General features: G+C 62.8%; 25 protein-coding genes and 1 tRNA gene. 8 read left to right on the forward strand and 18 right to left on the reverse strand.

Going from position 1 to position 25,650, the window contains the following annotated elements:
- Nucleotides 1-17: 17 nt before the first annotated feature.
- From ACO06O_RS14895 to rplU, 8 genes are all read right to left on the reverse strand, one after another.
- Nucleotides 18-476, reverse strand: a complete 459-nt coding sequence (locus ACO06O_RS14895; protein ID WP_421881295.1) for a 23S rRNA (pseudouridine(1915)-N(3))-methyltransferase RlmH — start codon at nucleotides 474-476, stop codon at nucleotides 18-20.
- Between the two features lie 47 nt (nucleotides 477-523).
- Nucleotides 524-859, reverse strand: a complete 336-nt coding sequence (gene rsfS / locus ACO06O_RS14900) for a ribosome silencing factor (RefSeq protein ID WP_421881299.1) — start codon at nucleotides 857-859, stop codon at nucleotides 524-526.
- Nucleotides 860-954: 95 nt separating this feature from the next.
- Nucleotides 955-1,596, reverse strand: a complete 642-nt coding sequence (locus tag ACO06O_RS14905) for a nicotinate-nucleotide adenylyltransferase (protein WP_421881303.1) — start codon at nucleotides 1,594-1,596, stop codon at nucleotides 955-957.
- Nucleotides 1,597-1,606: 10 nt separating this feature from the next.
- Nucleotides 1,607-2,884 carry a glutamate-5-semialdehyde dehydrogenase gene (locus tag ACO06O_RS14910; RefSeq protein WP_421881307.1) on the reverse strand — a complete coding sequence of 426 codons (1,278 nt, stop codon included), beginning with the start codon at nucleotides 2,882-2,884 and terminating at the stop codon, nucleotides 1,607-1,609.
- A gap of 47 nt (nucleotides 2,885-2,931) precedes the next feature.
- Nucleotides 2,932-4,065: a glutamate 5-kinase gene (proB, locus tag ACO06O_RS14915; RefSeq protein ID WP_421881309.1), complete on the reverse strand. Its 1,134-nt coding sequence runs from the start codon at nucleotides 4,063-4,065 to the stop codon at nucleotides 2,932-2,934.
- Between the two features lie 17 nt (nucleotides 4,066-4,082).
- Nucleotides 4,083-5,162, reverse strand: coding sequence for a GTPase ObgE (obgE, locus tag ACO06O_RS14920; protein WP_421881312.1), 1,080 nt, complete (start codon nucleotides 5,160-5,162; stop codon nucleotides 4,083-4,085).
- Between the two features lie 189 nt (nucleotides 5,163-5,351).
- The gene (gene rpmA / locus ACO06O_RS14925) at nucleotides 5,352-5,618 is read right to left on the reverse strand and encodes a 50S ribosomal protein L27 (protein ID WP_420418329.1); all 267 of its coding nucleotides are present in this window, start codon (nucleotides 5,616-5,618) and stop codon (nucleotides 5,352-5,354) included.
- Between the two features lie 31 nt (nucleotides 5,619-5,649).
- Entirely contained in the window at nucleotides 5,650-6,132 is a 483-nt protein-coding gene (gene rplU, locus ACO06O_RS14930; RefSeq protein ID WP_421881314.1) for a 50S ribosomal protein L21, read from the reverse strand.
- Between the two features lie 348 nt (nucleotides 6,133-6,480).
- On the opposite strand from rplU, the gene ACO06O_RS14935 reads away from it, so the two are divergent.
- Nucleotides 6,481-6,570 (forward strand) — tRNA-Ser (locus ACO06O_RS14935).
- A 15-nt stretch (nucleotides 6,571-6,585) separates the two neighbouring features.
- Here the strand turns inward: ACO06O_RS14935 and ACO06O_RS14940 are convergent.
- The gene (locus ACO06O_RS14940; protein ID WP_421881317.1) at nucleotides 6,586-7,530 is read right to left on the reverse strand and encodes a LysR family transcriptional regulator; all 945 of its coding nucleotides are present in this window, start codon (nucleotides 7,528-7,530) and stop codon (nucleotides 6,586-6,588) included.
- A gap of 161 nt (nucleotides 7,531-7,691) precedes the next feature.
- Here ACO06O_RS14940 and ACO06O_RS14945 point away from each other — a divergent pair, with 161 nt between their 5' ends.
- Genes ACO06O_RS14945 through ACO06O_RS14955 form a run of 3 tightly spaced genes read left to right on the forward strand, consistent with a single transcriptional unit; the run spans nucleotide 7,692 to nucleotide 10,819 of the window.
- Nucleotides 7,692-8,873 (forward strand): TauD/TfdA family dioxygenase, encoded by a 1,182-nt coding sequence (locus ACO06O_RS14945; RefSeq protein ID WP_421881320.1) that lies wholly within the window; start codon nucleotides 7,692-7,694, stop codon nucleotides 8,871-8,873.
- A 42-nt stretch (nucleotides 8,874-8,915) separates the two neighbouring features.
- Nucleotides 8,916-9,689, forward strand: a complete 774-nt coding sequence (locus ACO06O_RS14950; protein WP_421881323.1) for a class II aldolase/adducin family protein — start codon at nucleotides 8,916-8,918, stop codon at nucleotides 9,687-9,689.
- Nucleotides 9,690-9,712: 23 nt separating this feature from the next.
- Entirely contained in the window at nucleotides 9,713-10,819 is a 1,107-nt protein-coding gene (locus ACO06O_RS14955) for a mandelate racemase/muconate lactonizing enzyme family protein (RefSeq protein WP_421881326.1), read from the forward strand.
- Between the two features lie 140 nt (nucleotides 10,820-10,959).
- On the opposite strand, the gene ACO06O_RS14960 is transcribed toward ACO06O_RS14955, so the two are convergent.
- The gene (locus tag ACO06O_RS14960; protein ID WP_421881328.1) at nucleotides 10,960-11,523 is read right to left on the reverse strand and encodes a hypothetical protein; all 564 of its coding nucleotides are present in this window, start codon (nucleotides 11,521-11,523) and stop codon (nucleotides 10,960-10,962) included.
- A 237-nt stretch (nucleotides 11,524-11,760) separates the two neighbouring features.
- On the opposite strand from ACO06O_RS14960, the gene ACO06O_RS14965 reads away from it, so the two are divergent.
- On the forward strand, nucleotides 11,761-12,054 hold the full coding sequence (locus tag ACO06O_RS14965; RefSeq protein ID WP_421881331.1) for a hypothetical protein: 294 nt from the start codon (nucleotides 11,761-11,763) through the stop codon (nucleotides 12,052-12,054).
- Nucleotides 12,055-12,105: 51 nt separating this feature from the next.
- Here the strand turns inward: ACO06O_RS14965 and ACO06O_RS14970 are convergent, their stop codons facing one another.
- The 4 genes from ACO06O_RS14970 to ACO06O_RS14985 all read right to left on the reverse strand — a co-directional run bounded on the left by ACO06O_RS14970 (nucleotide 12,106) and on the right by ACO06O_RS14985 (nucleotide 17,040).
- A complete protein-coding gene (locus tag ACO06O_RS14970) occupies nucleotides 12,106-12,480 on the reverse strand; it encodes a VOC family protein (RefSeq protein WP_421881334.1) in 375 nt (124 codons plus the stop codon).
- A gap of 40 nt (nucleotides 12,481-12,520) precedes the next feature.
- Nucleotides 12,521-14,761 (reverse strand): TRAP transporter permease, encoded by a 2,241-nt coding sequence (locus tag ACO06O_RS14975; RefSeq protein ID WP_421881336.1) that lies wholly within the window; start codon nucleotides 14,759-14,761, stop codon nucleotides 12,521-12,523.
- 179 nt (nucleotides 14,762-14,940) lie between these two features.
- Entirely contained in the window at nucleotides 14,941-15,921 is a 981-nt protein-coding gene (locus ACO06O_RS14980) for a TAXI family TRAP transporter solute-binding subunit (protein ID WP_421881339.1), read from the reverse strand.
- 213 nt (nucleotides 15,922-16,134) lie between these two features.
- Complete coding sequence (locus ACO06O_RS14985) at nucleotides 16,135-17,040, reverse strand: LysR substrate-binding domain-containing protein (protein WP_421881342.1); 906 nt, start codon at nucleotides 17,038-17,040, stop codon at nucleotides 16,135-16,137.
- Nucleotides 17,041-17,190: 150 nt separating this feature from the next.
- Between ACO06O_RS14985 and ACO06O_RS14990 the strand changes: the two genes are divergently transcribed.
- The 3 genes from ACO06O_RS14990 (at nucleotide 17,191) to ACO06O_RS15000 (ending at nucleotide 19,852) form a co-directional block, all read left to right on the forward strand.
- On the forward strand, nucleotides 17,191-17,919 hold the full coding sequence (locus ACO06O_RS14990) for a haloacid dehalogenase type II (protein WP_421881345.1): 729 nt from the start codon (nucleotides 17,191-17,193) through the stop codon (nucleotides 17,917-17,919).
- A gap of 242 nt (nucleotides 17,920-18,161) precedes the next feature.
- Complete coding sequence (locus ACO06O_RS14995) at nucleotides 18,162-18,629, forward strand: group III truncated hemoglobin (RefSeq protein WP_421881348.1); 468 nt, start codon at nucleotides 18,162-18,164, stop codon at nucleotides 18,627-18,629.
- A gap of 119 nt (nucleotides 18,630-18,748) precedes the next feature.
- Nucleotides 18,749-19,852, forward strand: a complete 1,104-nt coding sequence (locus ACO06O_RS15000; RefSeq protein ID WP_421881350.1) for a pyridoxal phosphate-dependent aminotransferase — start codon at nucleotides 18,749-18,751, stop codon at nucleotides 19,850-19,852.
- Here the strand turns inward: ACO06O_RS15000 and ACO06O_RS15005 are convergent.
- From ACO06O_RS15005 to ACO06O_RS15020, 4 genes are read right to left on the reverse strand one after another with little or no spacing between them, the layout of a single operon-like run.
- On the reverse strand, nucleotides 19,849-21,231 hold the full coding sequence (locus ACO06O_RS15005; protein ID WP_421881353.1) for an FAD-dependent oxidoreductase: 1,383 nt from the start codon (nucleotides 21,229-21,231) through the stop codon (nucleotides 19,849-19,851). The two genes, ACO06O_RS15000 and ACO06O_RS15005, sit on opposite strands and share 4 nt — an antisense overlap.
- Nucleotides 21,228-21,839 (reverse strand): cysteine hydrolase family protein, encoded by a 612-nt coding sequence (locus ACO06O_RS15010; RefSeq protein ID WP_421881356.1) that lies wholly within the window; start codon nucleotides 21,837-21,839, stop codon nucleotides 21,228-21,230. The genes ACO06O_RS15005 and ACO06O_RS15010 overlap by 4 nt, the downstream gene beginning before the upstream one ends.
- A complete protein-coding gene (locus tag ACO06O_RS15015) occupies nucleotides 21,836-23,917 on the reverse strand; it encodes a hydantoinase/oxoprolinase family protein (RefSeq protein ID WP_421881358.1) in 2,082 nt (693 codons plus the stop codon). The genes ACO06O_RS15010 and ACO06O_RS15015 overlap by 4 nt, the downstream gene beginning before the upstream one ends.
- The gene (locus ACO06O_RS15020; RefSeq protein WP_421881361.1) at nucleotides 23,914-25,650 is read right to left on the reverse strand and encodes a hydantoinase B/oxoprolinase family protein; all 1,737 of its coding nucleotides are present in this window, start codon (nucleotides 25,648-25,650) and stop codon (nucleotides 23,914-23,916) included. Before ACO06O_RS15020 ends, ACO06O_RS15015 begins: the two co-directional genes overlap by 4 nt.

A 25,650-nucleotide genomic window follows, 5' to 3' on the forward strand; every position in this document is an offset into this window, starting at 1 on the left:
GCCGCTTGACCCCCGCCTCAATCGCGATGATAGGGATGGCCGTCCAGGATCTGTCGGCATCGGTAGATCTGTTCCGCCAGCATGGGACGGACCAGCATATGCGGCCAGGTGACCCGGCCGAAACGGATCTTCAGGGCCGCCGCGCTCTTCAGGCCGTCGGATAAACCATCGGCGCCGCCGATCAGAAAGGCGACGTCGCCCACGCCGCGATCCTGCCAATCCTGGAACCGCGCCGCCAATTTGCGACTCGTAAGGTCGTCCCCGGTCTCATCCATCGCAACGATGACCGCCCCATCGGGGATCTTGGCGCGGATCAGTTCGTCCTCCCGCAGGATGCGCTGATCGGTAGGGAGCGGGCGTTTTTCCTCGACCTCGATTAGCTCCAAAGGCCAGGCGATACGCTTGCGATAGACATCATAAAGACTTTGTTCGGGACCGCGCTTGGCGCGCCCCACCGCGATGATGCGAATCCGCATCGGTCCCTCACTGTTCCGGCGGCCGAAATCTTGGCCGCCTGTCCCGGTCAGGCGTGCATGCCGATCGGTTCCGGCATCGCCACGCCCCACATCTTCTCAAGATTATAGAAGCTGCGGACCTCCGGGCGGAACAGGTGCACGACCACATCGCCGGCGTCGATCAGGACCCAATCGCCCTGGCTCAACCCTTCGACGGTCGCCCCTTGTACGCCTTTGGCTTTCAGCTTTTCCAGAAGATGGTCGGCCATGGAAACGACTTGCCGGCTGGATGTGCCGGACGCGATCACCATGTGATCGGCTATCGTCGTTTTGCCGCGCAGTTCGATGACGGTCACGGCTTGCGCCTTGTCGTCATCCAGTGAGGTTTCGATCAATCCCAACAAGGCGTCGGGATCCGGTTGCTGCTGCGCAAGGTTGGTAGCGATCTTCGGTCTCTCCTTCTCAAACCGCCGACTCGCCTGCGGCCGGTTTCCGTGTCTCAAGGCTGGGTCTGGTCGGGGTCTGAAGAGGGGAACCCGCCGGAAGCCCTGATCGCGGTGGCCGACGCCGCATGTCGGCGTATCGCCATAAACACCCAGGCCGGCGGCGCTCTGTAAGCCAGGGTCGTGGCAAGCCTTTCCGGGACTTGCGCCCTGGCAAACCGGGTTGCCGCCAACCCGGCCAACGCTTTGGAATCATACGTAGGTCTTGCGAAAACGGCAAGGGGAACGGACATGAAGATTTTATGCCAGCGATACCAGCGATGAATCTGCAACAGATTGTCCGCGCCCATCAGCCAGACGAACCGCACGCCCGGAACCGCCCGCGACAGGCGTTCCAGGGTCAGCGCGGTCTGCGTCGTGCCCAGGCGGCGTTCCACATCGGTCACCCGGATACGCGGGTCGCGGGCCATCGCCCGGGCCGAGCCGATACGCTGTTCGAAACCCGCCATCCCGGTCGCGGATTTCAAGGGATTCTGCGGCGAAACCATCCACCAGACCTGGTCCAGCTTCAGGCGTTTCAAGGCCTCGCGGGAAATATGCAAGTGGCCTTCATGGGCCGGATTGAAGGATCCGCCCAACAGGCCGACCGTCATCCGCCGTTTCCGGTGAACCGGCGTGTTGGGAGGAATTTTACGCATCGGCGCCGGATCAGCCCCGTATCTGGCCGGTGCCGCGGACGCGGTATTTGAAACTGGTCAACTGTTCGGCGCCGACCGGCCCGCGCGCATGCATCCGACCGGTGGAAATCCCGATTTCCGCGCCCATCCCGAATTCGCCACCGTCGGCAAACTGGGTAGAGGCATTGTGCATGACGATGGCCGAATCGACCTCGGTCAGGAAGCGGTCGGCCGCTGCCGTATCTTCAGTCACGATGCAATCGGTATGGTCGGACCCGTAACGGCCGATATGCGCCATGGCCTCGTCCAGGCCGCCGACGATCTTCACCGACAGGATGGCGTCGAGATATTCGGTCGACCAATCGACATCCGACGCGGCCGCCATGCCGTCGACAATCGACCTCGCCTCCGGATCGCCGCGCAGGACACACCCCGCCTCGGCCAGGGCCGCGGCGACTTTCGGCAGCAGAGCACCCGCCACGGACCGGTCGACCAGCAGGGTTTCGGTCGCCCCGCAGATGCCCGTCCGGCGCATCTTGCCGTTGACCGCAATCGCGACCGCCTTCTCCGGATCGGCCTTCTCATGCAGATAGAGATGCACCAGCCCTTCCAGATGGGCGAAGACCGGCACCCGCGCGTCGCTCATGACCCTTTCGATCAGATTGCGGCCGCCGCGCGGGACGATCACATCGATCAGACCTGCCGCCCCCAGCATCGCACCGACAAAGGACCGGTCGCGGGTCCGGGCGATCTGCACCGCGTCTTCCGGCAGCCCCGCCTCGGCCAACCCCTGGCGCAGGCAGTCCGCTATCAGGCCCGAGGAATGCAGGCTTTCCGACCCGCCGCGCAGGATCGCCGCATTGCCCGCCTTCACGCACAGCGCGCCGGCATCGGCGGTCACATTCGGGCGGCTTTCATAGATCACGCCGATCACCCCCAAGGGTGTGCGGACCCGTTCGATCTTCAAACCGTTCGGACGGTCCCAGGAATCGATCACCCGGCCGACAGGGTCCGGCAGGTCGGCCACGGAATCCAGCCCGGCCGCCATCGCCTCGATCCGCTCCGGCGTCAGCAGCAGCCGGTCCAGCATCGCGGCGCTCAGCCCCTTCTCGCGTCCGAAGGCCATGTCCTTGGCATTGGCGGCCGCGATCTCGTCAGCCCGCGCCCGAACAGCGCCGGCCGCGCGGCGCAGCCCATCGGCACGCTGCGCCGGCGTCGCAAGGCCCAGCGCCTTGCAGGCCGCCCGGGCTCTGCCCGCCATCGCCGTCAGGTCCGCTTTCGACTCGTCCGCTGTCGCAACGCCGTCCATGGTGTCTTACTCCTTACGCCAATCGAGGCGCAGCCTAGGCCCGTGAATTAAGTGTCCGCAACCGCAATTTCCGCCGGGTCTATCGACATATCGTCCCGGTGAATCAGTTCCGACCGGCCGTCATAGCCCAGAATTTCGCCGATCTCGGCGGACCTTTTGCCGACAATCCGGATTGCGTCCTCGGAGGAATAGGCGCTGAGCCCCTTTCCGACGACCCGCCCGTCCGGCCCCTTGATCTGTATGGCGTCACCGCGCTCGAACGTGCCGCCGACCGCGCGGACGCCCGCCGGCAGCAGGCTCTTGCCCCGGCCCAGGGCCGCCAGGGCCCCGGCGTCGACAACAACCTCTCCGACCGGTTTCAGGGTACCTGAAATCCAGCGCTTGCGGGCCGTAACCGGCTGATCGGAGGGCACAAACCAGCTCGCCTTCGCGCCCTCGGCCAAACGGCCCAGTGCGTGGTCGTCGCGGCCCAGGGCGATGGCCATACGGCACCCGCCCGCCAGAGCGATCTTGGCGGCGTCCAGCTTGGTGATCATCCCGCCGGTAGAGACGCCGGGCACCGCGTCGCCCGCCATCGCCTCGATCTCCGGCGTCACTGCGCGGATTTCGGGGATATGCGTGGCGGCAGGATCCTTGCGCGGATCGGCGGTATAGACACCGTCGATATCCGACAGCAGAACCAGCAGATCGGCGCTGGCCATGGTTGCGACCCGCGCCGCGAGTCGGTCATTGTCGCCATAGCGGATTTCGCTGGTGGCGACAGTATCGTTCTCGTTGATCACCGGAACCGCACCCAGCTTCAACAATTGCAACAGCGTCGCACGGGCGTTCAGGTGACGCCGCCGCTCTTCCGTGTCCGACGGGGTCAGCAGAATCTGGGCGACGGTGATCTCATGCCGTGCCAAGGCGGTCTGATAGGCATGGGCAAGGCGGATCTGACCGGTCGCGGCAGAGGCCTGTTTCTCCTCCAGCTTCAACGCGCCGTCGCCAAGACCCAATATGCGGCGCCCGACGGCGATGGAGCCTGAGGAAACGATCAACACCTCCTGCCCCGCCATCCGGAAAGCCGCGACGTCCTGGGCCAGCGCGTCCAGCCAGGCCTGGCGGATCGTCCCGTCCGGGTTGACCAGAAGGGCGGAGCCGATCTTGATGACGATGCGTTTGGCGTCGGTCAGGCGCATGGCGCTCTCCCCTTCCCCTACAGCGGCGACCAGGGCTTCGGCTCCAGTTCTTCTTCCGGCGGCGCCTTCTTCTCCGCCTCCGCTGCACGGCGTTCCGCCTCCGCCTTGCGGAAGGGTTCAATGACCCGCCACAGCGCGCGTAGTGCGTCGATCACCCCGGTACCGGCCGCGCCGGATATGCCCAGGATCGGTGCGTCGGTTTCCTTGCGCAGGGCGGCGATCTGTTCGGCCAGCAGTTCCGGAATCGAGGCATCGGACTTATTGATCGCAACGATCTCCGGCTTCTCGTCCAGCCCGTTGCCATAGGCGGTCAATTCGTGGCGGATCGTCCGATAGGCCTCGACGACATTGTCCTCGACCCCGTCGATCAAATGCAACAGCACCTGGCAGCGCTCAATATGCCCCAGGAACCGGTCGCCCAGGCCTGAGCCCTCATGCGCGCCCTCGATCAGGCCGGGAATGTCGGCAATGACGAATTCATGCGAATCGACACCGACCACGCCCAGCTGCGGATGCAAGGTGGTGAAGGGATAATCGCCGATCTTCGGCTTGGCCCGGCTGACCGCATTCAGGAATGTCGACTTGCCCGCATTGGGCAGGCCGACCAGCCCGGCATCGGCGATCAGCTTCAAGCGCAGCCAGACCCAGCGGTCTTCCCCGGGCTCACCGGGGTCGGCACGGCGCGGGGCCTGATTGGTCGAGGATTTGAAGGTCGCGTTGCCGCGCCCCCCCAGACCGCCGCGAGCCAGTATCGCCGTCTGCCCGATTTCGGTCAGGTCGGCCAGGATCGTCTCCTTGTCCTCGGCCAGGATCTGGGTTCCGACCGGCAGCTTCAGGATGGTTGCCGGCGCGCTCTTGCCCGTGCGGTTCGCCCCCATGCCATGGGTCCCGGTCTTGGCCTTGAAATGCTGCTGATAGCGGTAGTCGATCAGCGTGTTCAGGCCGTCGACGGCCTCCGCCACGACATCGCCGCCGCGCCCTCCATCGCCGCCATCCGGCCCGCCGAATTCGACGAATTTTTCCCGCCGGAAGGACACGCATCCAGCCCCGCCATCGCCGGAGCGGATATAGACCTTGGCTTCATCCAGGAACTTCATGGTTCTAGTCCATTTTCATCTCGGTTCCGGCCCGCTCCCCCACCCGGCCACCCAACGGCAGCTTACGATGTGGGTGGCCGGGTGGGGGAGAGGGCCGGAACCGCAGAGACATAAATACAAAAAGGGGAACGGCCCGGCCGTTCCCCTTCTCATTACCCGATCGACGCGCTGTCGGGTCCGGGACCGGCCTTACTCGGCGGCCTCCGGCAGCGGTCGCACCGACACATAGGTGCGGTCGCGCGTCTTCTTGAACTCGACATTGCCGTGCACCAGCGCGAACAGCGTGTAGTCGCGACCGACGCCGACATTCTCGCCCGCATGCCACTTGGTGCCGCGCTGACGGACCAGAATGTTGCCGGCCAGAACGTTTTCGCCGCCGAACTTTTTGACACCCAGGCGTTTGCCGATGGTATCGCGGCCGTTCCGGGAACTACCGCCTGCTTTCTTATGAGCCATGGTTCAAGCTCCTTTTTGGCTAGCCCGCGCCTTACTCGGCGTCGGATTTCTTGGCCGCGGCCTTCTTGGCGGCGGTCTTCTTCGCGGTTTTCTTGGCAGCGGCCTTCTTCGGCGCGGCCTTCGCTTCGGCGGCGCCGGTATCGGCGGCCGGGGCGGCTTCGGTCTTCGCCTTGGCCGGGGCCTTGGCTTTCTTCTTCGAACCGTCCAGCGAGATGTCCACCACCTTCAGAACGGTCACCTGTTGACGGTGGCCCTTCTTACGGCGGTAGTTCTGGCGCCGCTTCTTCTTGTAGATGATGATCTTCTTGTTGCGGGTCTGCTCGACCACTTCGGCTTCGACGGCCGCGCCTTCCAGCAGCGGGGTGCCGGTCTTGGCGCCGTTCTCGTCGGAGACCATCAGGACTTCGTCCAGGATCACCGTTTCACCGGCTTCGGCGTCGAGCTTCTCGACGCGGATCACATCGTCTTTGGCGACACGGTATTGCTTGCCGCCCGTCTTCACTACCGCGAACATGGGTCTCTTCCTTTATCTTCGCTTCACGCGTCCTATGGTGCCGTCCCGGGGCCGCGCTGTTGCGACCGGGCGGACGGGCTTTCCTTCATGCGGCGGCCGGGAACCCTGATCCCCGCCGAACCTCGGACAGCGCAGTCACGCAAAATGTCCCACGGCCCGTTTCCTGATGAAGCCGGGCTGCGAGAAGCGCGGAATATACGGATCGCCCCTTGCAAGTCAACGGCAAACTGGGATTTTTCACACCCGCCCCCGGCAGTCGCAAATCCGCCATGATTGGGACTTGGCAGCCCCCGGCCCATCGTGTAGACAGGCGCGCGTTTCGACCGGGGCAATTCCATGCCCTATCGCGGAGAGGTGCCGGAGTGGTCGAACGGGCCTGACTCGAAATCAGGTGTGCCTTCACGGGTACCGTGGGTTCGAATCCCACCCTCTCCGCCATCGAGCCTTAGGGCGTCATTCCCTGTCTACATGCCTCCACCGTGCGTAGGCGGCCCTTTGTGCCGTGACGTGCCGAAGTTGACGGATTGCTTCCCCGACGACGGATCGGACCGGCTTTCCCGGCGGCGTGATCAGATAAAGCGTTCTTGAGAGCGTCGGTTCGATCAGACGGACCGCGCCGAGATAATCCCGGCTTCGCGAGGATGCGACCAGACTGTATGGCAGGATCGAGAAGCCCGCCCCCTCGATCAGCAATTCCAACAGCGCATTGTTGGCATCGATTTCGATAATGACATTGGGGTTGCTCCGGGTTTCGGCGAAACCTTCGTCTATCAGGGTTCGAAGTCCGCCAGGCATCGCGTTCAGAATTAGAGGGAGAGCGGAGGCCTCGGAAACCGTCACATCGCGTTTCTGGAAAACGGCGGCGGACTTTGGGCCGGTGAGATAGAGGTCTTCTTTGAACAGCGGGTCGCGCAGCCCGGAAGGCTGAACATGCGTGTCGGCGATGATGCCGATATCCACCGATCCCGCGGCAACCATCGCGGGGATGTCGATACTCTGCGCCGCGATGGTGCGCAGGCTGACTTTCTGATGACGGGCCTTCATGCCTTGTACAAGAGGGGCGAAGAGTACACCCGCGACGCTGTCCGGCGCCGCGATCACCACATCGCCGATCAACAATCCGGACGACGCTCTCGCTTCCTCCAGAGCCAGGTCGTGATGCCGAACCGCGCCGATCGCATTGGCATGGAAACGCTCCCCTGCGGCGGTAAGTGAAACACCGGCGTTGGAGCGGTTGAGCAACCGCGTACCGACCTCGCTCTCCAGCCTGCTGACGATCCTGCTGATCGCCGGCTGAGGGATGTCGAGTGTCAGGGCCGCCCGGGTGAAACTGCCGCAGTTCACGACCGTATCGAACACGCGAAACTGATGAATGGTTAGATCTGAGCTTCCAGCCATCGAAGCCGCTTCTCCAAAATCGCATCATGCCCTCTTTGGCATAACCAAGCCTTATAAACATAACATTTCTATTATATCAGATATAGCCGCTACGGCAGTTCACCGTCACAAATCGCAAGAATAGTCTCGGATCTATCGGAAGAGGTCCTGGGAGACTTGTCATGCAAACCTTGAATGCTGCAGCGATCGCATCGGTAACCAAGAACGGTTCCGGACTGCAGGTCGACTGGGTTGATGGCGACAGAAGCACCTTTCATTACATCTGGCTGAGAGACTGCTGTTACTGCGAGGTCTGTGGCGACTGTCACTCCAGCTTGCGGCGCTATATCCCGTCGCTCGAGTCCATTGCCATCAAGCCCGCCTCTGTTGCCTGGGACACGGACAAAATCGTCGTGGAGTGGGAGGGCGACGGGCACGTGTCCACCTTCGCCGCCAACTGGCTGAACGAGAACCGATACGACGACCGCGCCCGCTTGGCCAGGCGGCAACCCGTGATACACTGGGACGCGTCGACAGACCTCTGTGACCTGACCTTCGATTTCGATAAGGTCCGAAGCGGCGCGACCGAGAAGCTGGCCCTGCAACGGCATCTCATTTCTCACGGCATTGTCGTCGTCACCAACGGGCCGCGCGAGCCGGGCTGCGTCACCGAATTCGCCGAATTGTTCGGCGAGGTCTCGCAATCCGCTTATGGGGCGGTTTTCGACTTGAGGCCCAGCAATACGATAGGCACCGCCGGAACGACATTCCGGGACGTGCCGCCCCATTCCGACGAAGCCTTCGTGTATTCCCCGCCAGGCATTGAGGCTCTGGCCTGCATTCATCCCGCCGATGATGGCGGCGATTCCATCATGGTCGATGGGTTCGGGATCGCGGAGAAACTCCGCCGGGACCATCCGAAAAGCTTTCACCTGCTGTCGGCTTGGAACCATCATTTCGTGCGTCTGCATCCGGGGAAGCTCGACCAGCGCGCCTACGCGCCGGTCATCGCGCTCGACGACGATGGAGAAATCTCCGGAACGCGCCTGCACACACGCGCCTCCGGACCGCCGGATCTGCCGGAGAGCGTCATGGAAGACTATCTGGTCGCCTATCACCGACTTTGCGCGATGATGATGGCCCCGGAGAACCAGATCCGAATTCGCCTAAAGGCAGGAGAAGCGGTCGTGTTCGACAATCATCGCGCCCTGCACGCCCGCTCGGCCTTTTCCGACCCGCGCCGCTTTATGCAAATCTGTGCGGTCACGCGTGAGCGGTTTCATCAGAACTTCAGACTGCTCGCGACGGAACTCGGGGATCCCCGGTCCGCAAATCTCGTTCTTCGCGCCGGCGCCTGCCGATAACGCGGCATCAAGAGCGTCACAGGGTTAAGGGAGGAATTTGGAATGGCGTCCAATATCAGTGAAGAGACCTTCCAGCATGCGGCTGGCGCACGCGTCACCTCGCCTGAGGAACAACAGGTTCGTATCGATCTGGCGGCCATGTTCCGGCTGACCGCGATGTTCGGATGGGACGATACCATCTGGAATCATATCACCGCCCGTGTTCCAGGGTCCGACCACAATTTTCTGATGCACCGGTTCGGTCTTCTTTATGAAGAAGTATCGGCCAGCAACCTGATCAAGGTCGATGAGCACGGCAATGTTCTGGAAGGTCCAAAGGACGTCAACACGGCGGGTTTCGTGATTCACAGCGCGATCCACCTTCACCATCCGCAGAACAAGTTTGTGTTTCACGCCCATCCGCCGCAAGCGATCGCCGCAACGGCTTTCAAGGACGGCATCCCGTTTCTGGTGCAGGATTCATCGATGTTGTACGGCGATGTCCGGTATCACGATTGGGAAGGATTGTCCGTCGACTTGGACGAACGGCACAGAATCGCGGAAAACCTCGGCGACGGAAAATGTTTGGTCATGCGCAATCACGGGTTCCTGACCGTCGGCGCCACCGCCGGCGAAGCATTCATGAACATGTACTATCTGATCCGCATGTGCGACGTCGCCTTGAGGGCGCAAGCCAGCGGCCTTCCGCTCGAACCGGCCGAACCAAGCCTTTGGGCCAAGTCCAGAAAACAGTACGATGCCTTCGCGCCAGGCAAGTATGAATGGCCCGCATTGTTGCGCCGATGCGATCGCGCCGATCCATCGTACAAGGTCTAATCTCGACGGAGTGCTGGAGTTCCATGACCGACCGGATCGCCTCGATCACACCGCACCTCATTCCGGCCGACGCCAGGCCCCATCCATGGTGGTCGCACAAGGCTTACATTCTGGTCCGCGTCGAGACCAGCGACGGCATCGTCGGCTGGGGGGAATGTCACAATCTTTCCTATCGCGAGAAGGCCATCGTCGCCATCGTACAGGCCATCGCGCCGACCCTCATCGGTCGGGCGAGCGGGGACATTCGCGGACTTTTCGAACGGGCCTACAATAGCTTCGGCCAGCAGAGGCCTGGGCTTGACGTGTATTGCGCCTTCGCCGGGATCGAGATCGCCTTATGGGACATCCTGGGAAAGCGGCTCGACGTTCCGGTCTATCAGTTGCTTGGCGGATCGTTACGCGAGTCGGTACCTGTCTATGCGAATATCTACTCGCCCCATCCTCAAACGGCGGAGGATTTCGCGGCGATGGCAGCGCATCAGGTGGCCGGCGGGCACCGGGCGATAAAGCTCTATCCGTTCGACGCCGACACCTCGATCGCTGCCGGCGTGAAGCGCTTGTCCGCTGTTCGGGAAGCCGTTGGGCCGAATATCGGATTGGCGGTCGATCTGTGGCGACATGCGAGCCCTCACCGAGCGATCGAACTGGCACGCGCGATGGAACCGTTTGACCTTTTGTGGATCGAAGACCCATTTGCGCCGACCGACCCGAAAACCGTGCGATATGTGCGCGATACCATACGTCAGCCTCTGCTTACCGGCGAAACACTTCCATCCCGTAGGGAGTTCGCCAGGCTGTTCGAGGAACGCGCCGTCGACATCATCAATCCCGACATCTGCCTTTCCGGCATCTTGGAACTGCAGGCAATCGCAAGCATGGCGGAGGCTGCCCATGTAAGCGTTTCACCCCACAACTCGAACAGTATGGCGATTGGTACCGCCGCCGCCATTCATGCGAGCCTCGGGCTATCGAACCTGGAGCCGGTGGAGTACTTTCCGCTCTTCGAAACGGCGTTGGACGACCTGTGTCAGGGACGCCCGCAGATCGTGAACGGCCAATTGCCGAGGCCGGAAGCGCGGGGCTTGGGTGTGGAGGTCAATGACGCCGCGGCGCGAAAATACAGGGTGTAGTCTCCCCACCGTCTACCCATAGGTTAGTCCAGGCTGACGAACACCGCGCTGCCATGCCGTTCCGGATGCCTGATCCAAGCCAATGAACTCGGCATGTTTGACCGCCGGGGAACGGTGAACGCCGGGTTTCCGGACCGAAGCTAGTTTACTTTCAGCCGGGTCAGTTGCCCCGCCATTGCAGCCACTGCCGGATTCCCCATCAGTTGATCGTAGACGTGGTTGTAGCCGGAGATAAATCCGGGCGTCGCTTCCTTCGGATTCAGGATCAACCGCCTTTTGCCAGACCAGTTGTTGGAAGGAATATTGAATACATGTACGCCCCCGTAGGTTGAATCATACGGCGCCGCCAGCCAGGGGTCGCGGGCTGAGCCGAGCTGATGCCAATGGGTGCGGGGCCGCAGCACCTCGTAGACGTCCGTGTAGAGATCCTGGAATTTTTTCGGGATTCGTCGCGTGTCGCCGAAGGTCTGTAGGAAAAAGTCCAAGGACGCGACCCATTTCCCGAAGGCCTCGGAAATGCCCTTTTTCGCCGCGCTTCGGTCCTGCAACAGGATCTGGCGGGATGCATCGAGACTACGCCCATAGAGCATCATCGTATCGAACAGAAACGTCTGAGCCTGTTGAAACTCGGCCAGTCTTTGCTGTTGTTGTCTTTGATACGCAGCAGGATTGGCCTCTTCCCAAGGCGTAAGCCGACGCACCATGCGACATAACCTTTCATAGGATGCGAACTATTACCATGTGAGAAGAATTAGCACGAATCGCAGAATTAAAAATTGCATCTTACTTGAATTCTTTAAAATTCTGCTCCTCTTTGATCTGCTTCAGATTTGAATGGGGCGTGAAAAATGAAATGTCCAGGGATGTATTCCCACGACAAAAAGCCAACATAGTGCCTGTCTTAGAGGCCAGTCCGTAGACAAACTTCCGCCATTGGACACATGGAACCACTAGACTCCATTTCTTATAGGTTTTCGGCGTTTGCACGCAGGGAGGATGGGACCCTGACAGCATTTGACGTCGCCATCGCCTGTCCACGTGTCGACAGCGACGGCATCTCCGGCTGTAAGGTCTTCATTCCTTTCCTGCGTGCAAAACCGTTTGAAATTTTTGGCATCGATGATGACCAGGCGCTTGAACTGTCCCACCGGTTCATTCTGAGCATGACGGAAGCACAGGACTTCGAGGTGGTTGACGGCGACGGCGTTCCGGTGGCGTTGCCGCCCCTTTCCTGACCTAACATCTCGTCTCCGGCGGGCCGACCGGACCGGGCAGACGACCGGGCGCTACCCGCCCAGAACGGCCGATTGCGCCGAGGGCTGCCAGAGTTCGATCGGGTTGCCCTCCGGGTCGTATATCCGCGCGAAAATGCCGACCTCGCTGTCCCAATCTTCCTTGTGGATCACCGCGATACCATTGCCTTCGAGCTGCGCCGCCATGGCCTCCAGATCGTCGACGCGAAAGCACAGCATCCATTGCTGTTCCGGACGGCCGAAATAGTCGGTATCCGCGCTGAATGGCGCGAAGACGGTCTGGCCGGACTGCTGAACCCAGGTCCTTGCCGTGATATCGACGCCCAGGTTCCGCTCGTACCATTCGGACAGCGCTTGCGGCGCCTTGGCGCGAAAGAAGACGCCGCCAATCCCCGTTACCTTCTGCATCGCGCCGATCCTTTACGCGCCGCGCGCCCGGCCAAAACGGTCAGTCCATACCCCGGACCGGCGGCAGGGCGCCTTCCTTGGGCTTGATCAGCCGCTGAAGCGCGAAGGTGCCCAGCGCGAGGCCGATGCCGATCAGATCGGTGTAGATGCCGCCTTCGATCATGAACAGGGCGGAGATCACCAGCGCGACGCGCAGGAACCAAACCGCCCGCGCACCGAGGAACCAGCCCTGGACCCCGGCCGACAAGAGGAACACGCCGACAATGGCGGTCGCCGCGGCCCGCGTGATTTCCATCCACGTCCCGTCCATCAGGATCGCAGAATTGTAGAAGAACATGAAGGGCACGATAAAGGCCGCGACCCCGATCTTGAACGACGCGACGGATGTCTCCATGGCGTTCGCGCCGGATATGCCCGCCGCCGCGTAGGAGGCGAGCGCGACCGGTGGCGTGATGGCGGAGACGACGGCGAAATAGAAGACGAAGAAATGCGCCGTCAACTGCGGGATGCCGAGATCGACCAGGCCCGGCGCCACGACCGAGGCCGCGACGGCATAGGCCGCGGTCGTCGGCATGCCCATGCCTAGCAGGATCGCGATACACATGGCGAAGAACAGGGCGAGAAGCTGCGAATGCGCCGCCAGCCCCAGCAGCAGGTTGGAGAAGCGCGCCCCGACCCCGGTCAGCGAAATCACCCCGACGATGATCCCGGCACAGGCGCACACGGCGATGATCTGGATCGACATCGTGCCGGCCAGTTCGAACGCCTTGTTGATCGATCGGATGCCCATGCGGTGGGGGGTGAGCCAACTGACGACGGCAGCTGCCACGGTCGCCAGCGTCCCGGCGCGGATCACCGAATAGCCCTGGAACAGCGCCACGATCAGAATGATGATCGGAATGAACAGATAGACCTGTTTGACCATCTTGGAGAAGACGGGCAATTCGTCCTCGCGCATGCCCTTCATGCCCAGCTTCGCGGCTTCCAGATCGACCATAAAGTAGATCGAGACGAAGTAGAGGATGGCCGGGATGATCGCCGCGACGGCGATGTCCGTATAGGGAATGCCGGTGATTTCCGCCATGATGAAGGCGCCGGCCCCCATGATCGGCGGCATGATCTGCCCGCCGGTGGAGGCAGCGGCCTCGATCGCGCCGGCGGTCTTCTTGTGATAGCCGACCTTCTTCATCAGCGGGATGGTCAGCGACCCTGTCGCGACGACATTGCCCGCCGACGTGCCGTTGATCATGCCCATCAGGCCGGATGCGAAAATCGCGACCTTGGCAGGACCGCCCCGCGCGCGCCCAGCGGCGGCGAAGGCGAAATTGACGAAATAGTCGCCGACCTTGGACGCCTGCAGGAAGGCCGCGAATATGATGAACAGGATGATGTAGGTCGACGATACCGCCGTCGTCGGGCCGAGGATCCCGGCGTCGGTATAGACCTGACTGAAGAAGCGCTGCCAGGAGATTTCCGGCGATTGCAGGAAGCCCGGCATGTGCTGACCGGTGAAAACATAGATCAGGAAGATCGTCGCGATCACCACCAGCGCCAGCCCCGCGACGCGGCGAGTCAGTTCCATGATCAGAAGCGTACCGGCCACGGCCGCCAGCGACATGCCGATCGGCGCAAAAGGCGTCCCTGTCGCGTTGCGCATCAGCGTGCCGAAAATCGCGATCAGGTAGACCGCGACTGCGATCCCGCAAACCACCAGCACCAGATCGGACACGACCAGCCGGTCACGCCGGCGCCGCGCGAACCAGGACAAGACGATCGCGCCGACCGTCGCAGCTAGCAACGGCAGGCCGAACAGGTAGGTTTCGTTGAACTTGATACGCTCATCGATGCCGTTCCACATCACCCCGCCGGCAATCTCCGCGGCGAAGGAGATCGCGGTGCCCGTCGCAAAGAGGGCCGGCACGATCAGGAGCCAGGCGATATACGAGAGGATCGGTTTCTCGTCCGCTTCGCTTTCGGCGAAGCTGCTGGCGCTGTAGAGCAGGAACCCCAGCCCCAGGGCCCCGGCGACGTGAACGATGCGGAAATTCCAGGTTTCCAGCGGGAAATCGGGCAGAAGCGGCAGAACAACGAGCCCCCCGGTCAGCCCCGAGATCGACAAGCCGTTCAGGGAAATCATGTGGAAGGCCGCATAGAGCGCGGCGGCGGCGCTGATGATGATCAGGGATTTTCCGGTATAGAGGCGCCGATTGCCTTCGACCGGTTCTTCATCCACGCCATCGGCGATCAGATGATCGTCGTTGCCGGTTTTGTCCTCTGCCATAACCCAGCCTCCCAAGCCTGCCCCGTGAGTGTCCCCCCACCCTTTCGCATCGCTTTTTTCTGATGGGTGGGAAGGATTCGCCTAATCTAAAAAGCGGGCCACCGCAAGAAATCGGTGGCCCGCCCATTCAGTCGGCAGGGAGCGGTCAAGCCGTCCCCTGCCCAAGCACAACAAACGGATCAGCCGCCGTAGATCATGTCGGCGCCGATGGACGCACCGTTCTCATTGAACCACTTGGCCGCGCCCGGATGCCATTTCAGCACGCCGTTCTTGTCCCAGTTTTCCGGGATCGTCGACTTGGCCGCCTTATGGATGCCGACCATGCGCTCATTGTCGGACATCACGACATTGACGGCTTCGTAAACGAAGCTTTCCGGCAGGTCGCAATTGGCGATCGCGAAGTTCCACATGGAAACCGAGCGGGCCGGTGCTTCCAGCGTCGTGTAGGCGCTGGCCGGGATTTCGAACTTCGACACCGGGAAGGACGCCAGGATCGTGGCCTGTTCTTCTTCGGTGAACTCGATGATGTTGACCTTGGTCTGGACTTCGAGCTGGCTGACCGCCGGGACCGGCACGCCGGCCGCGAAGGCGATCACGTCGATGATCCCGTCCTGCAGCTGACCGCCCAGGTCGGACCAGCCACCGTTGCGGCGCTCAAACTCCACGCCCAGGGCTTCCATCATCAGCGGGAAATAGGTGTCGGACGTCGACCCCGCCGGACCGAAACCGATTTTGGCGCCGGCCGGGATTTCGGAAACGCTGGTGATGCCCGACGACGCCAGGGTCGTGACCGAGAACGGCGTCTGATACATCGGGAACATGGCGCAGGCCTTATCCATGGCCAGGCCGGGGGCGATCGGGTTGGTACCGGCCAGCGATTCCGCCGCGGGGCCCATGGTCGTCATGCCGAAAGCGTTCTGACCGGTATGGACGTTGGCCATGTTCTGCATCGGGCCGCCGGTCACTTCTCCCCCGCCGGAGATGCCGAGCTGTTCGGCGACCAAGTTTGCCCAGCCGGAGCCATAGGCGAAATAGGTGCCGCCCTGCGACGCCGTGCCGACCGTAAAGCTTTCCGGCCAGCCAGTGCGATCCTGGGCCATAGCCGGCGACACGCCGAGCGCGACCACAACGGCAAGACCAGCCAATTTAATGCGCGACATATTCTCCCTCCTGTCTTCATTTGCCGGAAAGTCCGGGTTGGTCTTGGACAGTATGGCCGGCGGCGGCGAAATCAAGCGACTTTGCATCGCACCCATACAAAATTCCGGTTTAATTCCAATGCAGCATCGCAATTTCGTCCGATGGGGAGCGGCGGCTTGTCTGGCCGATGATGTTTCGGCACCGGACGCGGCCCTGCCTGCCCCCGCCGGACATCATTGCGGCGATCCGGCTTCGGCCGCCTGGCGTGCGGATTTCAGAAGAAAGTCATACAACAATCCGGCCGCGCGTTTCCGCCGGCCGGTCTTGGGACGCAGTATATGAAAACCCGCATTGGGGTACAGGGGCGCATCACGGAACACGATCAAGCGCCCCTGTGCCAGTAGGTCGGACGCGTTCGAAACCCATCCCAGCATCACCCCTATGCCGGCGATGGCTGCCTGGGTGGCTTGGACATAGCCGCCGACGACCCTGTCCGCCTTATGGGCGGGCGCTAATCCAGTGTGCCCGAAATAGTCGCTCCAGCCCGGCCAGTCGGCGTCGTCGACTTCGACATGCAACAGGGTGGCTTGCGCGAAATCGCCCCTGCCGAACCGATCATAGGCGTCGGGGCTACAGACCGGGACCAACCGTTCAGGGAACAACAGATCGCCCACACCGTCGGTCCAATGCCCCGGCCCGTATCGCATAACCAGATCGGTATCCGGCGCAAAATGTGGCGTCGCAGGTGTGGTTTCCACATGCACGGACACGTTCGGGTGCAGATCGTAGAATTCTGCCAGGCGCGGCATCAGCCAATAGGTTCCGGTACAAACCGTGCAGGCGATGGTGACGCGATTGACCTCCGCGCGCTGCAGCAGTCGGATCTGAGATACGGCATCGCGCATCTGCCCCATCCCCTCCGCCACCGCCCGCGACAGGACCCGTCCCGCCTCGGTCAGTTCAGCGGGGCGCCGCCTGCGATCCAACAAGGTCGCGCCTACATGATCCTCCAACGCCTTCAGCGCCTGGCTGACCGCCGGTTGCGTCACGTTCAACTCCGCCGCCGCGTTCTGCACGCCACCGGTCCGCAACACGGTTTCAAACGTGGTCAGTAGCCTCAGGGGAGGAAGCGTCTCCATTTATATAATCCATATATTATATTGAATCATTCTTTCCGACCTTAAAACTCTATCGCCCCCAGGGTATCTGTTCAACACACGCAGACTAACCCTGAACATCCCCACTTTAACATAACCTCGGAATCGATTGCAGATCCTGAAGGAGCCCCCATGAGTCGCATCGACATCTTACTCTTCGACGTCCTGGGAACCGTGGTCGATTGGCGCGGCAGCATCACCGCCGAACTATCGGCTTTCCTTCACCGTCATGGTGCCCAAACGGTCGATGCTGCGGCCCTGGCCGACGATTGGGTCGGGCGGTACGATCCGGCTGTAGACGCGATCCGGGCCGGGCGGCGCGATTTCGTCTCGCTCGACGTCTTGAATCTTGAGACTCTTCACAAAAGTCTGACCGCCTTCGGAATTGCCACCGAGGCCATACCGCCCTCAGAACTCGAAACCCTCAACGCGGCCTGGCACCGCCTGGCGCCGTGGCCGGATTCGGTTGAGGGGCTGACCCGGCTCAAATCCCAATTCGTCGTCGCACCGTTGTCCGATGGCGGAACCCGCATGCTGGTCAACATGGCGAAACATAGCGGGCTTCCCTGGGACGTGGTGCTGGGGGCCGACATTCCGCAAGCCTACAAGCCGATGCCGGAGGTTTATCTGCGGGCCTGCGCCCTGCTCGGCACGACACCTTGCAACGCCATGCTGGTAGCGGCCCATGACTATGACCTATCGGCCGCCCAGGCCTGTGGGCTGCAAACGGCCTTTGTGTCCCGGGAAGGCGCAGCGGACCCGTCAAAGATGGGGGATCTCAAACCAACCGGACAATGGGACTACGAAGTCGGCAGTTTGACGGCGCTCGCCGATCGTCTGATGGGTCCCGCGCCAGCCTAACGGATCATCCAAACTGGGTAGAACGTGGTTCGTGCCATCCCATAATGCTGATGGCTTCTTCAAGAAAACGAAGCGGTGAGACTCTCTGCGCATTGTCGCTGAATGTTTTCCTGACCGTGCTGTTCCTGATCCTGGGATGCGTGGTCTAAGCTTCCGAAACTGCGGCATGACGCCACCGTCGCCTTGAAAGGAACGGCAGGTGATTTTAATAGGTAAACATAATACCTATTAAAGGCAGAACGATGAGCACGGATAATGAGAGTGCCGCCGAACCGCACAGTGACGGACACGGCATCGATGAGGCGATGATCGAACAGGTCGTGCGCGCCTTCTATGACCGCGTCCGCAAGGACGATCTGATCGGTCCGGTCTTCCGGGATCGCATCCAGGATTGGGAGCCGCATCTTCAGCAGATGTTCGCATTCTGGTCGTCGGTGACGCTGATGAGCGGCCGGTATCGCGGGCAACCGATGGTGAAACACGCCTTCTTGCCCATTGATTCCCGGCATTTCGACCGGTGGCTTTCGCTGTTCGGCGAGACGGTACGCGCGCTTTGTCCGCCGGCGGCGGCGGACGCGTTCGTCGACCGCGCCCATCGGATCGCGGCCAGCCTGGAACTGGGTGTGGCCATGCAGGACGGACAAATGCTGCGCAAAGGACAGCGGCTGCACCGCTCCGACGATGTGCTGCAATTACCGACCGGAACCTGACCGGCAGCGGATTGGGCTATCGCCCACGGGGAAACTCGGACTAGACTTGGCCGTCTTGTTTCCGCCGCCCTGCCGTCAGGTTTGTATGAGGCGGCCGTCCCATTAGCCGAGTGTCGTTCATGCCGCCGCGCCCCGTTTCCAGCATCGCCAGCCTGCCCATCCTTCCCATCGGAGAATCCGGCGCCCCCGGCGGTGGCCGCATCATCGGACTGGCGAATAATGAGAATGCCGAAAGTCCCTCCCCTGCGGTTTTGACCGCCCTGGCGGAAGGCGCGCGCCACGCCAACCGGTATCCGGATGTCGCACAAAGCGCCCTGCGTCACGGCATTGCCCGGCGCTATGGCGGGTTGGACCCGGACAGGATCGTCTGCGGGGTCGGATCCAGTGACCTGATCGCGCTTCTGGCGCAATGCTATTGCGGTTCTGGCGACGAAACGTTGATTGGCCGGCAGGGCTATCTTTATTTTGCAATCGCGACGAAAGCGGCGGGCGGTCACCCGGTCTTGGCCGGATCGGAGATTATCGGCAACCGCCCCGGTTTTGACCCCGAGGCGATCCTGGCCGCGGTCACGCCGAAGACGCGGATCGTGTTTCTGGACAACCCCAGCAATCCGCTGGGCACCATCGTGGACCGGGCGCGCCTGACCGAATTCCGCGCGGCGCTGCCGGACGATATCCTGCTGGTCCTCGACGCGGCCTATGCGGATTACGTCCTGGACCCGGATTTCGAACCCGGCGAGGCGCTGGTCGATGCCGGGGACAACACGGTCGTCCTGCGCACCTTCTCCAAGATTTACGGATTGGCGGGGCTACGGGTCGGTTGGGCCTATGCCCCGGCCGGGATCGCCGAAACGCTGCGCCGGGTGGTCCGGCCGGGCAATATCCCCAGCCCGTCCCTGGCCGCCGCCGTCGCAGCCATTAACGATCCGGACCTGATCGATGCCCGCCGGCACCGCAATGCCCGGACCCGGGACCGCTTTGCAGCCGACCTTCGGGCCCTTCCCGGCGTATCGGTTCTGCCCAGCCATACGAATTTCGTCTTCGCGACTTTCCAGAGCGGCGCACGGCAAGGCGCGGCGGAAGTGTTTGCGCAGGCCAAGGCAAAGGGCGTCTTTCTGCGCCCGATGGGACCCTATGGGCAGCCGGACAGTTTGCGCATCACCATCGGCACCGATGAAGAGATGACCATCGCGACCGAGATTCTGCGCGGTATCTTGGCCTAAACCGACGCGGCGGCGGCCAAACCTGCAAGTCGGCCCAGGGTCACGGCGGTCAACAGCCCATTGCCGGACAGGTAGCCGTCGACGAAGGGACCGGAAACGCCGCAAGCCGCACCGCCCCCGGCATAAAGATTGCCCAATGGCCGGTCCGTGCCGCGCCGAACCACCCGCGCGTTACCGTCCACCCTCAGACCGCCCTGAGTATGGAACAGCGCCCCCGTCACCTTGACCGCATAGAAAGGGGCTTCCAGTTGCGGTTTCTGCCCCATGATGCGTCCGAACCTGTCCGGCCCCACCGAAGCGGTATCCATGATTGAGCGCGCCAATGCGCCGCTGGGCACGCCGATCTTTGCCGCCAAATCTTCGATCGAGACTGCGTCCCGGATGGCGCCCTGCGCCATTGCGGCCCGATAATCGTCGAATGCCAGTCCAAGTTCATGGCGCGACGCATCGTAGATGTTCCAGGCGACGCCGCCCGGCTGGGCCAGGACAGATACCGCCTGTTCCGAATACCCGGCATGCTCGTTGGAGAACCGCTGACCCGTCGTATTCACCTGGATGCCGCCCTCCATCATCAGGGCCCAGGTGATCAGGATCCCATGCGGTGTGGCGACCGAGCCATGCCCCTGATAGGCGGACATATGTTTCGCCTCGCCGCCCAGACCGACGCCCCAAGCGACCGCGTCGCCGCGATTGCCCGGATGGCCGAAATAGTCGGCACGCGCCATTTCCGGGATATGCTTGGCGACCATGTCGGGATTTCCGCCATAGCCGTTGCAGGCGAGAATCAAGGCGCCGCAACCAATATCTTCCGCCGCGCCATCCGGCCGCCCGATCCGCAATGCCGTGACATGCCCATCCTCCCGGGCATAGAGATCGGTCACCGTCGCCCCGGTCATGACGTCCAGACCGCGCCTTTCCACCGCCGCCCGCAACATTCCGATCAGGCTGCGCCCCGTTCGGTCCGGCGGGGCATGCATGCGCGCAACGGAATGGCCGGGATAAAGGAAACCTTCGACAAGACGCAACTCGACATCCGGCATCGCGTTCAGCCAGTCGACGGCCGGGCCGGACATCTCCGTCGCCGCCGCCAGGACCGCGCGGTCGGACCGGCCCTTTGATTTGGACTGGATATCGCGGGCGAAGGCCGACGCATCGTCAATGACGCCCTGTGCCCGCTGTTCTTCGGTTCCGGCGGCCGGGATCATGCCGGAGGACAGGGCCGTCGATCCGGCGGGCACGGCGTCCCGTTCCAGAACAAGCACCTCGCCCCCGGCCTCCGCCGCGCTGAGCGCCGCAACCATGCCGCAGGCGCCCGCCCCGACGACAACGATCGGAACCGTGGCCGTTATCCTGGCGTCGCCGGCCGGCCGGATGGTCACCGCACTGCCCCGATCTCAGCCAGCGCCTCGGCACAGGTGATCTGCCGTCCGACGCTGCGCAAACCGGCGAGGTTTTCTTCGTGAACAGCCGGGGAGAAGGCAGCGCAGCCGTCACTGAGGATCGTTACGTGAAAATCGCGGACATGGGCGTCACGCGCCGTCGATGCGACCCCGCCATTCGTGACGATTCCCGCGATCATCAGATCCCGAATGCCCGCCCGGTTCAAAACCCATTCCAGGCGTGACATGTAGAAGGCGGAATAGGCCACCTTTTCAACCGCCAGATCGGCCGGCTTCAGAACATCGACCAGATCCTGCCCGAAACTGCCCGGAGCAAAATCGCCCTGGGTCAGGAAGGGGCGCAGGGCCTTCAAATGGGGGGAAATGAAGGGCACGCCCCCCTTGCCCGGTACCAGCGTGAACTGTGTCGACACGATCCAGCCACCCGCCGCGCGCATCGCATCGGCCAAGGGCGCGAGGCGCTCCGGCAAAGCCGCAATTTCAGCCGCCGAGGCACCGCCCCGGGCATAGGCACCGTCCGGATGGATGAAATCGTTCTGCAGGTCGACCAGCAGCAGGGCCGTCCGCGACCAGTCCTTCTCCGTCACGTCGCCGCCTCCTTGCGTTCGATAATCAAATTGCCGAATTCGTCGACACGGCCCTTCAGATCCGGTTCGACGAAGATCGTCGTGTCCGCCTGTTCAAGAATGGCCGGACCGTCGACCTCCGCCCCGACCGGCAGGGCCAACCGGTCATAGACCGCCGCCTCGTGCCAGCCGCCATCGGCCCAAACCCGGCGCGTGCCTTTCAGGGCCGCCGCTTTCGTCAAACCAGAGGCCGGCGCCAAGATCGACAGATCGAATTTCGGACGCAGGCCGATACTGGCCATGCGCAGGTTCATGACCCGAATGGGAATACCGTCCAAAAGCCGCCCGAATGCCGCGCGATAGGCGCCTTCGAATGCCGATTGGATGATATCGCGCGTCACGCCGGATCCGTCCTTTCCGACCTTCAGGGGAAGCGGGACCGCGACGGTATGGGTCTGGCCCAGATAGAGCATGTCCAGTTCCACCCGGCAGTCCCGTCCTTCGAAGCCGACACCGGCCCGGTCCAGAAGGCCTTCGCCATCGGCGGCAATCCCGACGATGCGTCGGTCCAGGGCCGCGACATCCAGATCGTCCAGCATGACGTTCAAGGTCTCGACACGGTCGTGCCGCATGTCGGCAATGACACAACCCAAGGCGCTGGTCACGCCGGGATAGCGCGGCACCAGGGCGCGGGACAGACCGACCTCCTTGATCAGGGCGCCGGTATGAAGCGCCCCGCCACCGCCGAAGGGCATGGCAACGAAGCTTTTCGGATCATGCCCGCGCTCAACCGAGACAAGCCGGATCGCACCGGCCATCCGCGCATTCGCGACCCGGACGATTGCCTCCGCAGCCGCCATGACCTCGATCCCCAACGGCTCCGCGACATGGCGGCGGATCGCTTCTTTCGCGGCCTCGAGATCGAGTTTCTGCAGCTTCCCACCGATGGGGCTGTCGGCGTCGATCCGCCCCAGAACGGTATTGGCATCCGTCACCGTCGGGCGGTCGTTGCCCAATCCGTAACAGACCGGTCCGGGATCGGACCCCGCGCTTTCCGGTCCGACCTGAAGGATGCCGCCCCGGTCGACATGGGCAATCGACCCGCCGCCCGCGCCAATGGTCGTGATCTCGATCATCGGGGTTCGGACGACCATGCCGAAATCGATCTCGGTCTGCGCCGCAAGCGCGCTCTGCCCTTCCGCGACCAGGGAAACATCGAAACTGGTGCCGCCCATGTCGCATGTGATCACATTGGGATAGCCCGCATTCTGCGCAATATAGGCGCCGGCAATCACGCCTGCGGCGGGGCCGGACAATGCCGTGCGCACCGGCAGCCGCCGTGCTGTATCGACGGACATTACGCCGCCGTTGGATTGGACAATCAGCACCTCGCCGCCGAAGCCGCCATCGCGCAATCCCGCCTCCAGTTTCTGGAGGTAGGACCCGACCGGCGGCTGCAGATAGGCGTTCAGGGATGCCGTCGATCCCCGTTCGAACTCGCGGATCTCGGGCAGAATGTCGGAGGCGACACTGATATGCTGGTTCGGCCAAACGGAGTTCAGCGCATCCAATGCGGCCTGCTCATTGGCCGGATTGGCATAGGCGTTGATGAAGAACAGGCAGACCGACTCCGCGCCCCTCTCCCGCAATGTCCTTGCGGCGGCAATGACGGCATCCGTGTCGACCGAAATCAGAACCGTGCCGTCAGCCAATACCCGCTCCGGCACTTCAAGCCGTAGGTCGCGCGGCACGATGGGGTCGAACGTGCCCCACAGGCCCCAGGTCTTCGGCCGGTCCCGGCGGCGCATTTCAAGAACGTCTCGGAAGCCTTCCGTCGTGATGACTCCCGTGCGCGCGCCCTTCCGCTCCAGCAGGGCATTGGTGCCGACGGTCGTGCCGTGAACGATTGTGGAGATGGCCGACAGATCGTCCACGCGCTGACCGATACCGTCGCGAATACCGATCGACTGATCGCCCCGCGTCGACGGCACCTTCGCGACCGTGCAGGATCCGTCCGCCTCGTTCAGGAAGAACAGATCCGTGAACGTGCCCCCGACATCGACCCCGACGACGGTCCGGCCTGCCTCTTTGATGCTCATTGACCAACCTCCGCGCGCAGCGCTTTCGTCGCCGAAAGATCGATCTCGCCATGATCATCGATGGCGCAGCGATAGTCGCGCCGTGCGGCCTCCGGCGAGAGGTAGCCCAGGCGCACATCGCGGGCGACCGCCTCCGGCGACCGTCGGGCCGGATCGCCATATCCGCCGCCGCCCGGGGTTTCCAGGCGGACACGCCGTCCCCGGGACAGTTTCATGCCCAGCATTTTCGACGCCATGGGCGGCTCCCGCCAGGTGTCGCCGTCCTGATAGGCGAAATGGTTCGACGCAGCCGGACCGCCTCCGACAACGCCGGGCGGACTGTAGCGGCCGCGCTCCCCGAACAAGAAGGCGTCGGCCTTTTCTTCCAGCAATTCGATCTCATAAACCGCGCCGCAGCCGCCCCGGCTTTCACCGGCGCCGCCACTATCCGGGCGCAGGGCCCATTGCGTGAAACGGACCGGATAGGCGGCTTCCAGGATTTCCAAGGGCGGGATCGTCGCCGTCGAAATCGGCGCGTTACCATGGTTCAAACCGTCCCCTTCCGGATGACCGCCATGACCGCCGCCGAAAAACGAGAACATGACCCAGCGCCGCCCGTCCTTGCGGTGCCCGGCCAGCGACAGCGCATTGATCGTGCCATAGGCGCAGCCGTTCACCCGTTCCGGTGCCGCCGCCGCCAGGGCGACGAAAACCGTATCGATGACCCGCAGAATGGTCTCGGTATATCCACCGACGGGCTTCGGCGCCTTGACCGAAAGAAGGCAATCCTCCGGAATGGTAAAATCGATCGGAACCAGCACGCCGGCATTGGCGGGCACGTCCTGGAACACATGTTTCAGCGCGACATAGCAGGACGCGATGGCGGTCGACCGGGCGATATTGACCGGCCCGGCACAGGCTTTCGACGTGCCCGTGAAGTCCAGATGCATCCGGTCGCCCTTGACCACGATCGCCAGGGCAATCTTCAACGGCACATCGTCGATGCCGTCATTGTCCAGAAAGTCTTCTGCTTCATACCGACCGTCGGGCAAGGAGGCGATCAGATCGCGCATCAGCGTCGCCGCCCGCGCTTTCAGTTCTTCCAGCGCGTCGGAGACGGTCTGCGCGCCGTATTCGTCCAACAGCAGGGCCAGTCGCTTCTGGCCCAGTTCCAGGGCATTGATCTGTCCGTTCAGATCGCCGTAGAGCGAGCCGGGCAGACGCGAATTCGCCTGCAGGATCTGGACGATGTCCGGTCGGTATTCGCCCGCGTCGAACAGTTTCACCGGCGGGATCAGCATACCTTCCTGGAAGCATTCGGTCGCGGCCGGGTTATAGTTGCCCGGCACCGCCCCGCCGACATCGTGCCAATGGCCGACCGAGGCCAGCCAGCAGAACAGCGTGCCGTCATGAAAGAAGGGCCGGACAAGTTTGAAATCGGACAGATGGGTGCCGCCGTCATAGGGATCGTTGAAGATCCAGACATCGCCCGGCTTCGGCCCGCCCTGCGCGGCGGCACGGTCGATCACCGCCTTGACGGCAAAGGCCATGGCGCCGACGAAGACCGGCAGGCCGGATTTGCCCTGCACCAGGGTTTCTCCGGTCTCGGCGTGGTACAATCCATGGCTGGCGTCATGCGCCTCGGCGATGATCGGGTTGAAGGCGCTGCGAAACAGGGTCGCGTCCATCTCGTCCGCGATCTGCTCCAGACGGCCGCGCAGCACCGCCAGGGTTACCGGGTCCAATGCGGACAT

The organism is Pacificispira sp. (assembly GCF_965228185.1).
Taxonomy (GTDB): Bacteria; Pseudomonadota; Alphaproteobacteria; order UBA8366; family Aestuariispiraceae; genus Pacificispira.

Bases quoted from the DNA above. Each gene is read 5' to 3' on its own strand.
- ACO06O_RS14895 (WP_421881295.1), bottom strand. From the start codon at position 476: ATGCGGATTCGCATCATCGCGGTGGGGCGCGCCAAGCGCGGTCCCGAA.
- ACO06O_RS14905 (WP_421881303.1), bottom strand. From the start codon at position 1,596: ATGCGTAAAATTCCTCCCAACACGCCGGTTCACCGGAAACGGCGGATG.
- ACO06O_RS14910 (WP_421881307.1), bottom strand. From the start codon at position 2,884: ATGGACGGCGTTGCGACAGCGGACGAGTCGAAAGCGGACCTGACGGCG.
- proB (WP_421881309.1), bottom strand. From the start codon at position 4,065: ATGCGCCTGACCGACGCCAAACGCATCGTCATCAAGATCGGCTCCGCC.
- obgE (WP_421881312.1), bottom strand. From the start codon at position 5,162: ATGAAGTTCCTGGATGAAGCCAAGGTCTATATCCGCTCCGGCGATGGC.
- rpmA (WP_420418329.1), bottom strand. From the start codon at position 5,618: ATGGCTCATAAGAAAGCAGGCGGTAGTTCCCGGAACGGCCGCGATACC.
- rplU (WP_421881314.1), bottom strand. From the start codon at position 6,132: ATGTTCGCGGTAGTGAAGACGGGCGGCAAGCAATACCGTGTCGCCAAA.
- ACO06O_RS14940 (WP_421881317.1), bottom strand. From the start codon at position 7,530: ATGGCTGGAAGCTCAGATCTAACCATTCATCAGTTTCGCGTGTTCGAT.
- ACO06O_RS14945 (WP_421881320.1), top strand. From the start codon at position 7,692: ATGCAAACCTTGAATGCTGCAGCGATCGCATCGGTAACCAAGAACGGT.
- ACO06O_RS14950 (WP_421881323.1), top strand. From the start codon at position 8,916: ATGGCGTCCAATATCAGTGAAGAGACCTTCCAGCATGCGGCTGGCGCA.
- ACO06O_RS14955 (WP_421881326.1), top strand. From the start codon at position 9,713: ATGACCGACCGGATCGCCTCGATCACACCGCACCTCATTCCGGCCGAC.
- ACO06O_RS14960 (WP_421881328.1), bottom strand. From the start codon at position 11,523: ATGGTGCGTCGGCTTACGCCTTGGGAAGAGGCCAATCCTGCTGCGTAT.
- ACO06O_RS14965 (WP_421881331.1), top strand. From the start codon at position 11,761: ATGGAACCACTAGACTCCATTTCTTATAGGTTTTCGGCGTTTGCACGC.
- ACO06O_RS14970 (WP_421881334.1), bottom strand. From the start codon at position 12,480: ATGCAGAAGGTAACGGGGATTGGCGGCGTCTTCTTTCGCGCCAAGGCG.
- ACO06O_RS14975 (WP_421881336.1), bottom strand. From the start codon at position 14,761: ATGGCAGAGGACAAAACCGGCAACGACGATCATCTGATCGCCGATGGC.
- ACO06O_RS14980 (WP_421881339.1), bottom strand. From the start codon at position 15,921: ATGTCGCGCATTAAATTGGCTGGTCTTGCCGTTGTGGTCGCGCTCGGC.
- ACO06O_RS14985 (WP_421881342.1), bottom strand. From the start codon at position 17,040: ATGGAGACGCTTCCTCCCCTGAGGCTACTGACCACGTTTGAAACCGTG.
- ACO06O_RS14990 (WP_421881345.1), top strand. From the start codon at position 17,191: ATGAGTCGCATCGACATCTTACTCTTCGACGTCCTGGGAACCGTGGTC.
- ACO06O_RS14995 (WP_421881348.1), top strand. From the start codon at position 18,162: ATGAGCACGGATAATGAGAGTGCCGCCGAACCGCACAGTGACGGACAC.
- ACO06O_RS15000 (WP_421881350.1), top strand. From the start codon at position 18,749: ATGCCGCCGCGCCCCGTTTCCAGCATCGCCAGCCTGCCCATCCTTCCC.
- ACO06O_RS15015 (WP_421881358.1), bottom strand. From the start codon at position 23,917: ATGAGCATCAAAGAGGCAGGCCGGACCGTCGTCGGGGTCGATGTCGGG.
- ACO06O_RS15020 (WP_421881361.1), bottom strand. From the start codon at position 25,650: ATGTCCGCATTGGACCCGGTAACCCTGGCGGTGCTGCGCGGCCGTCTG.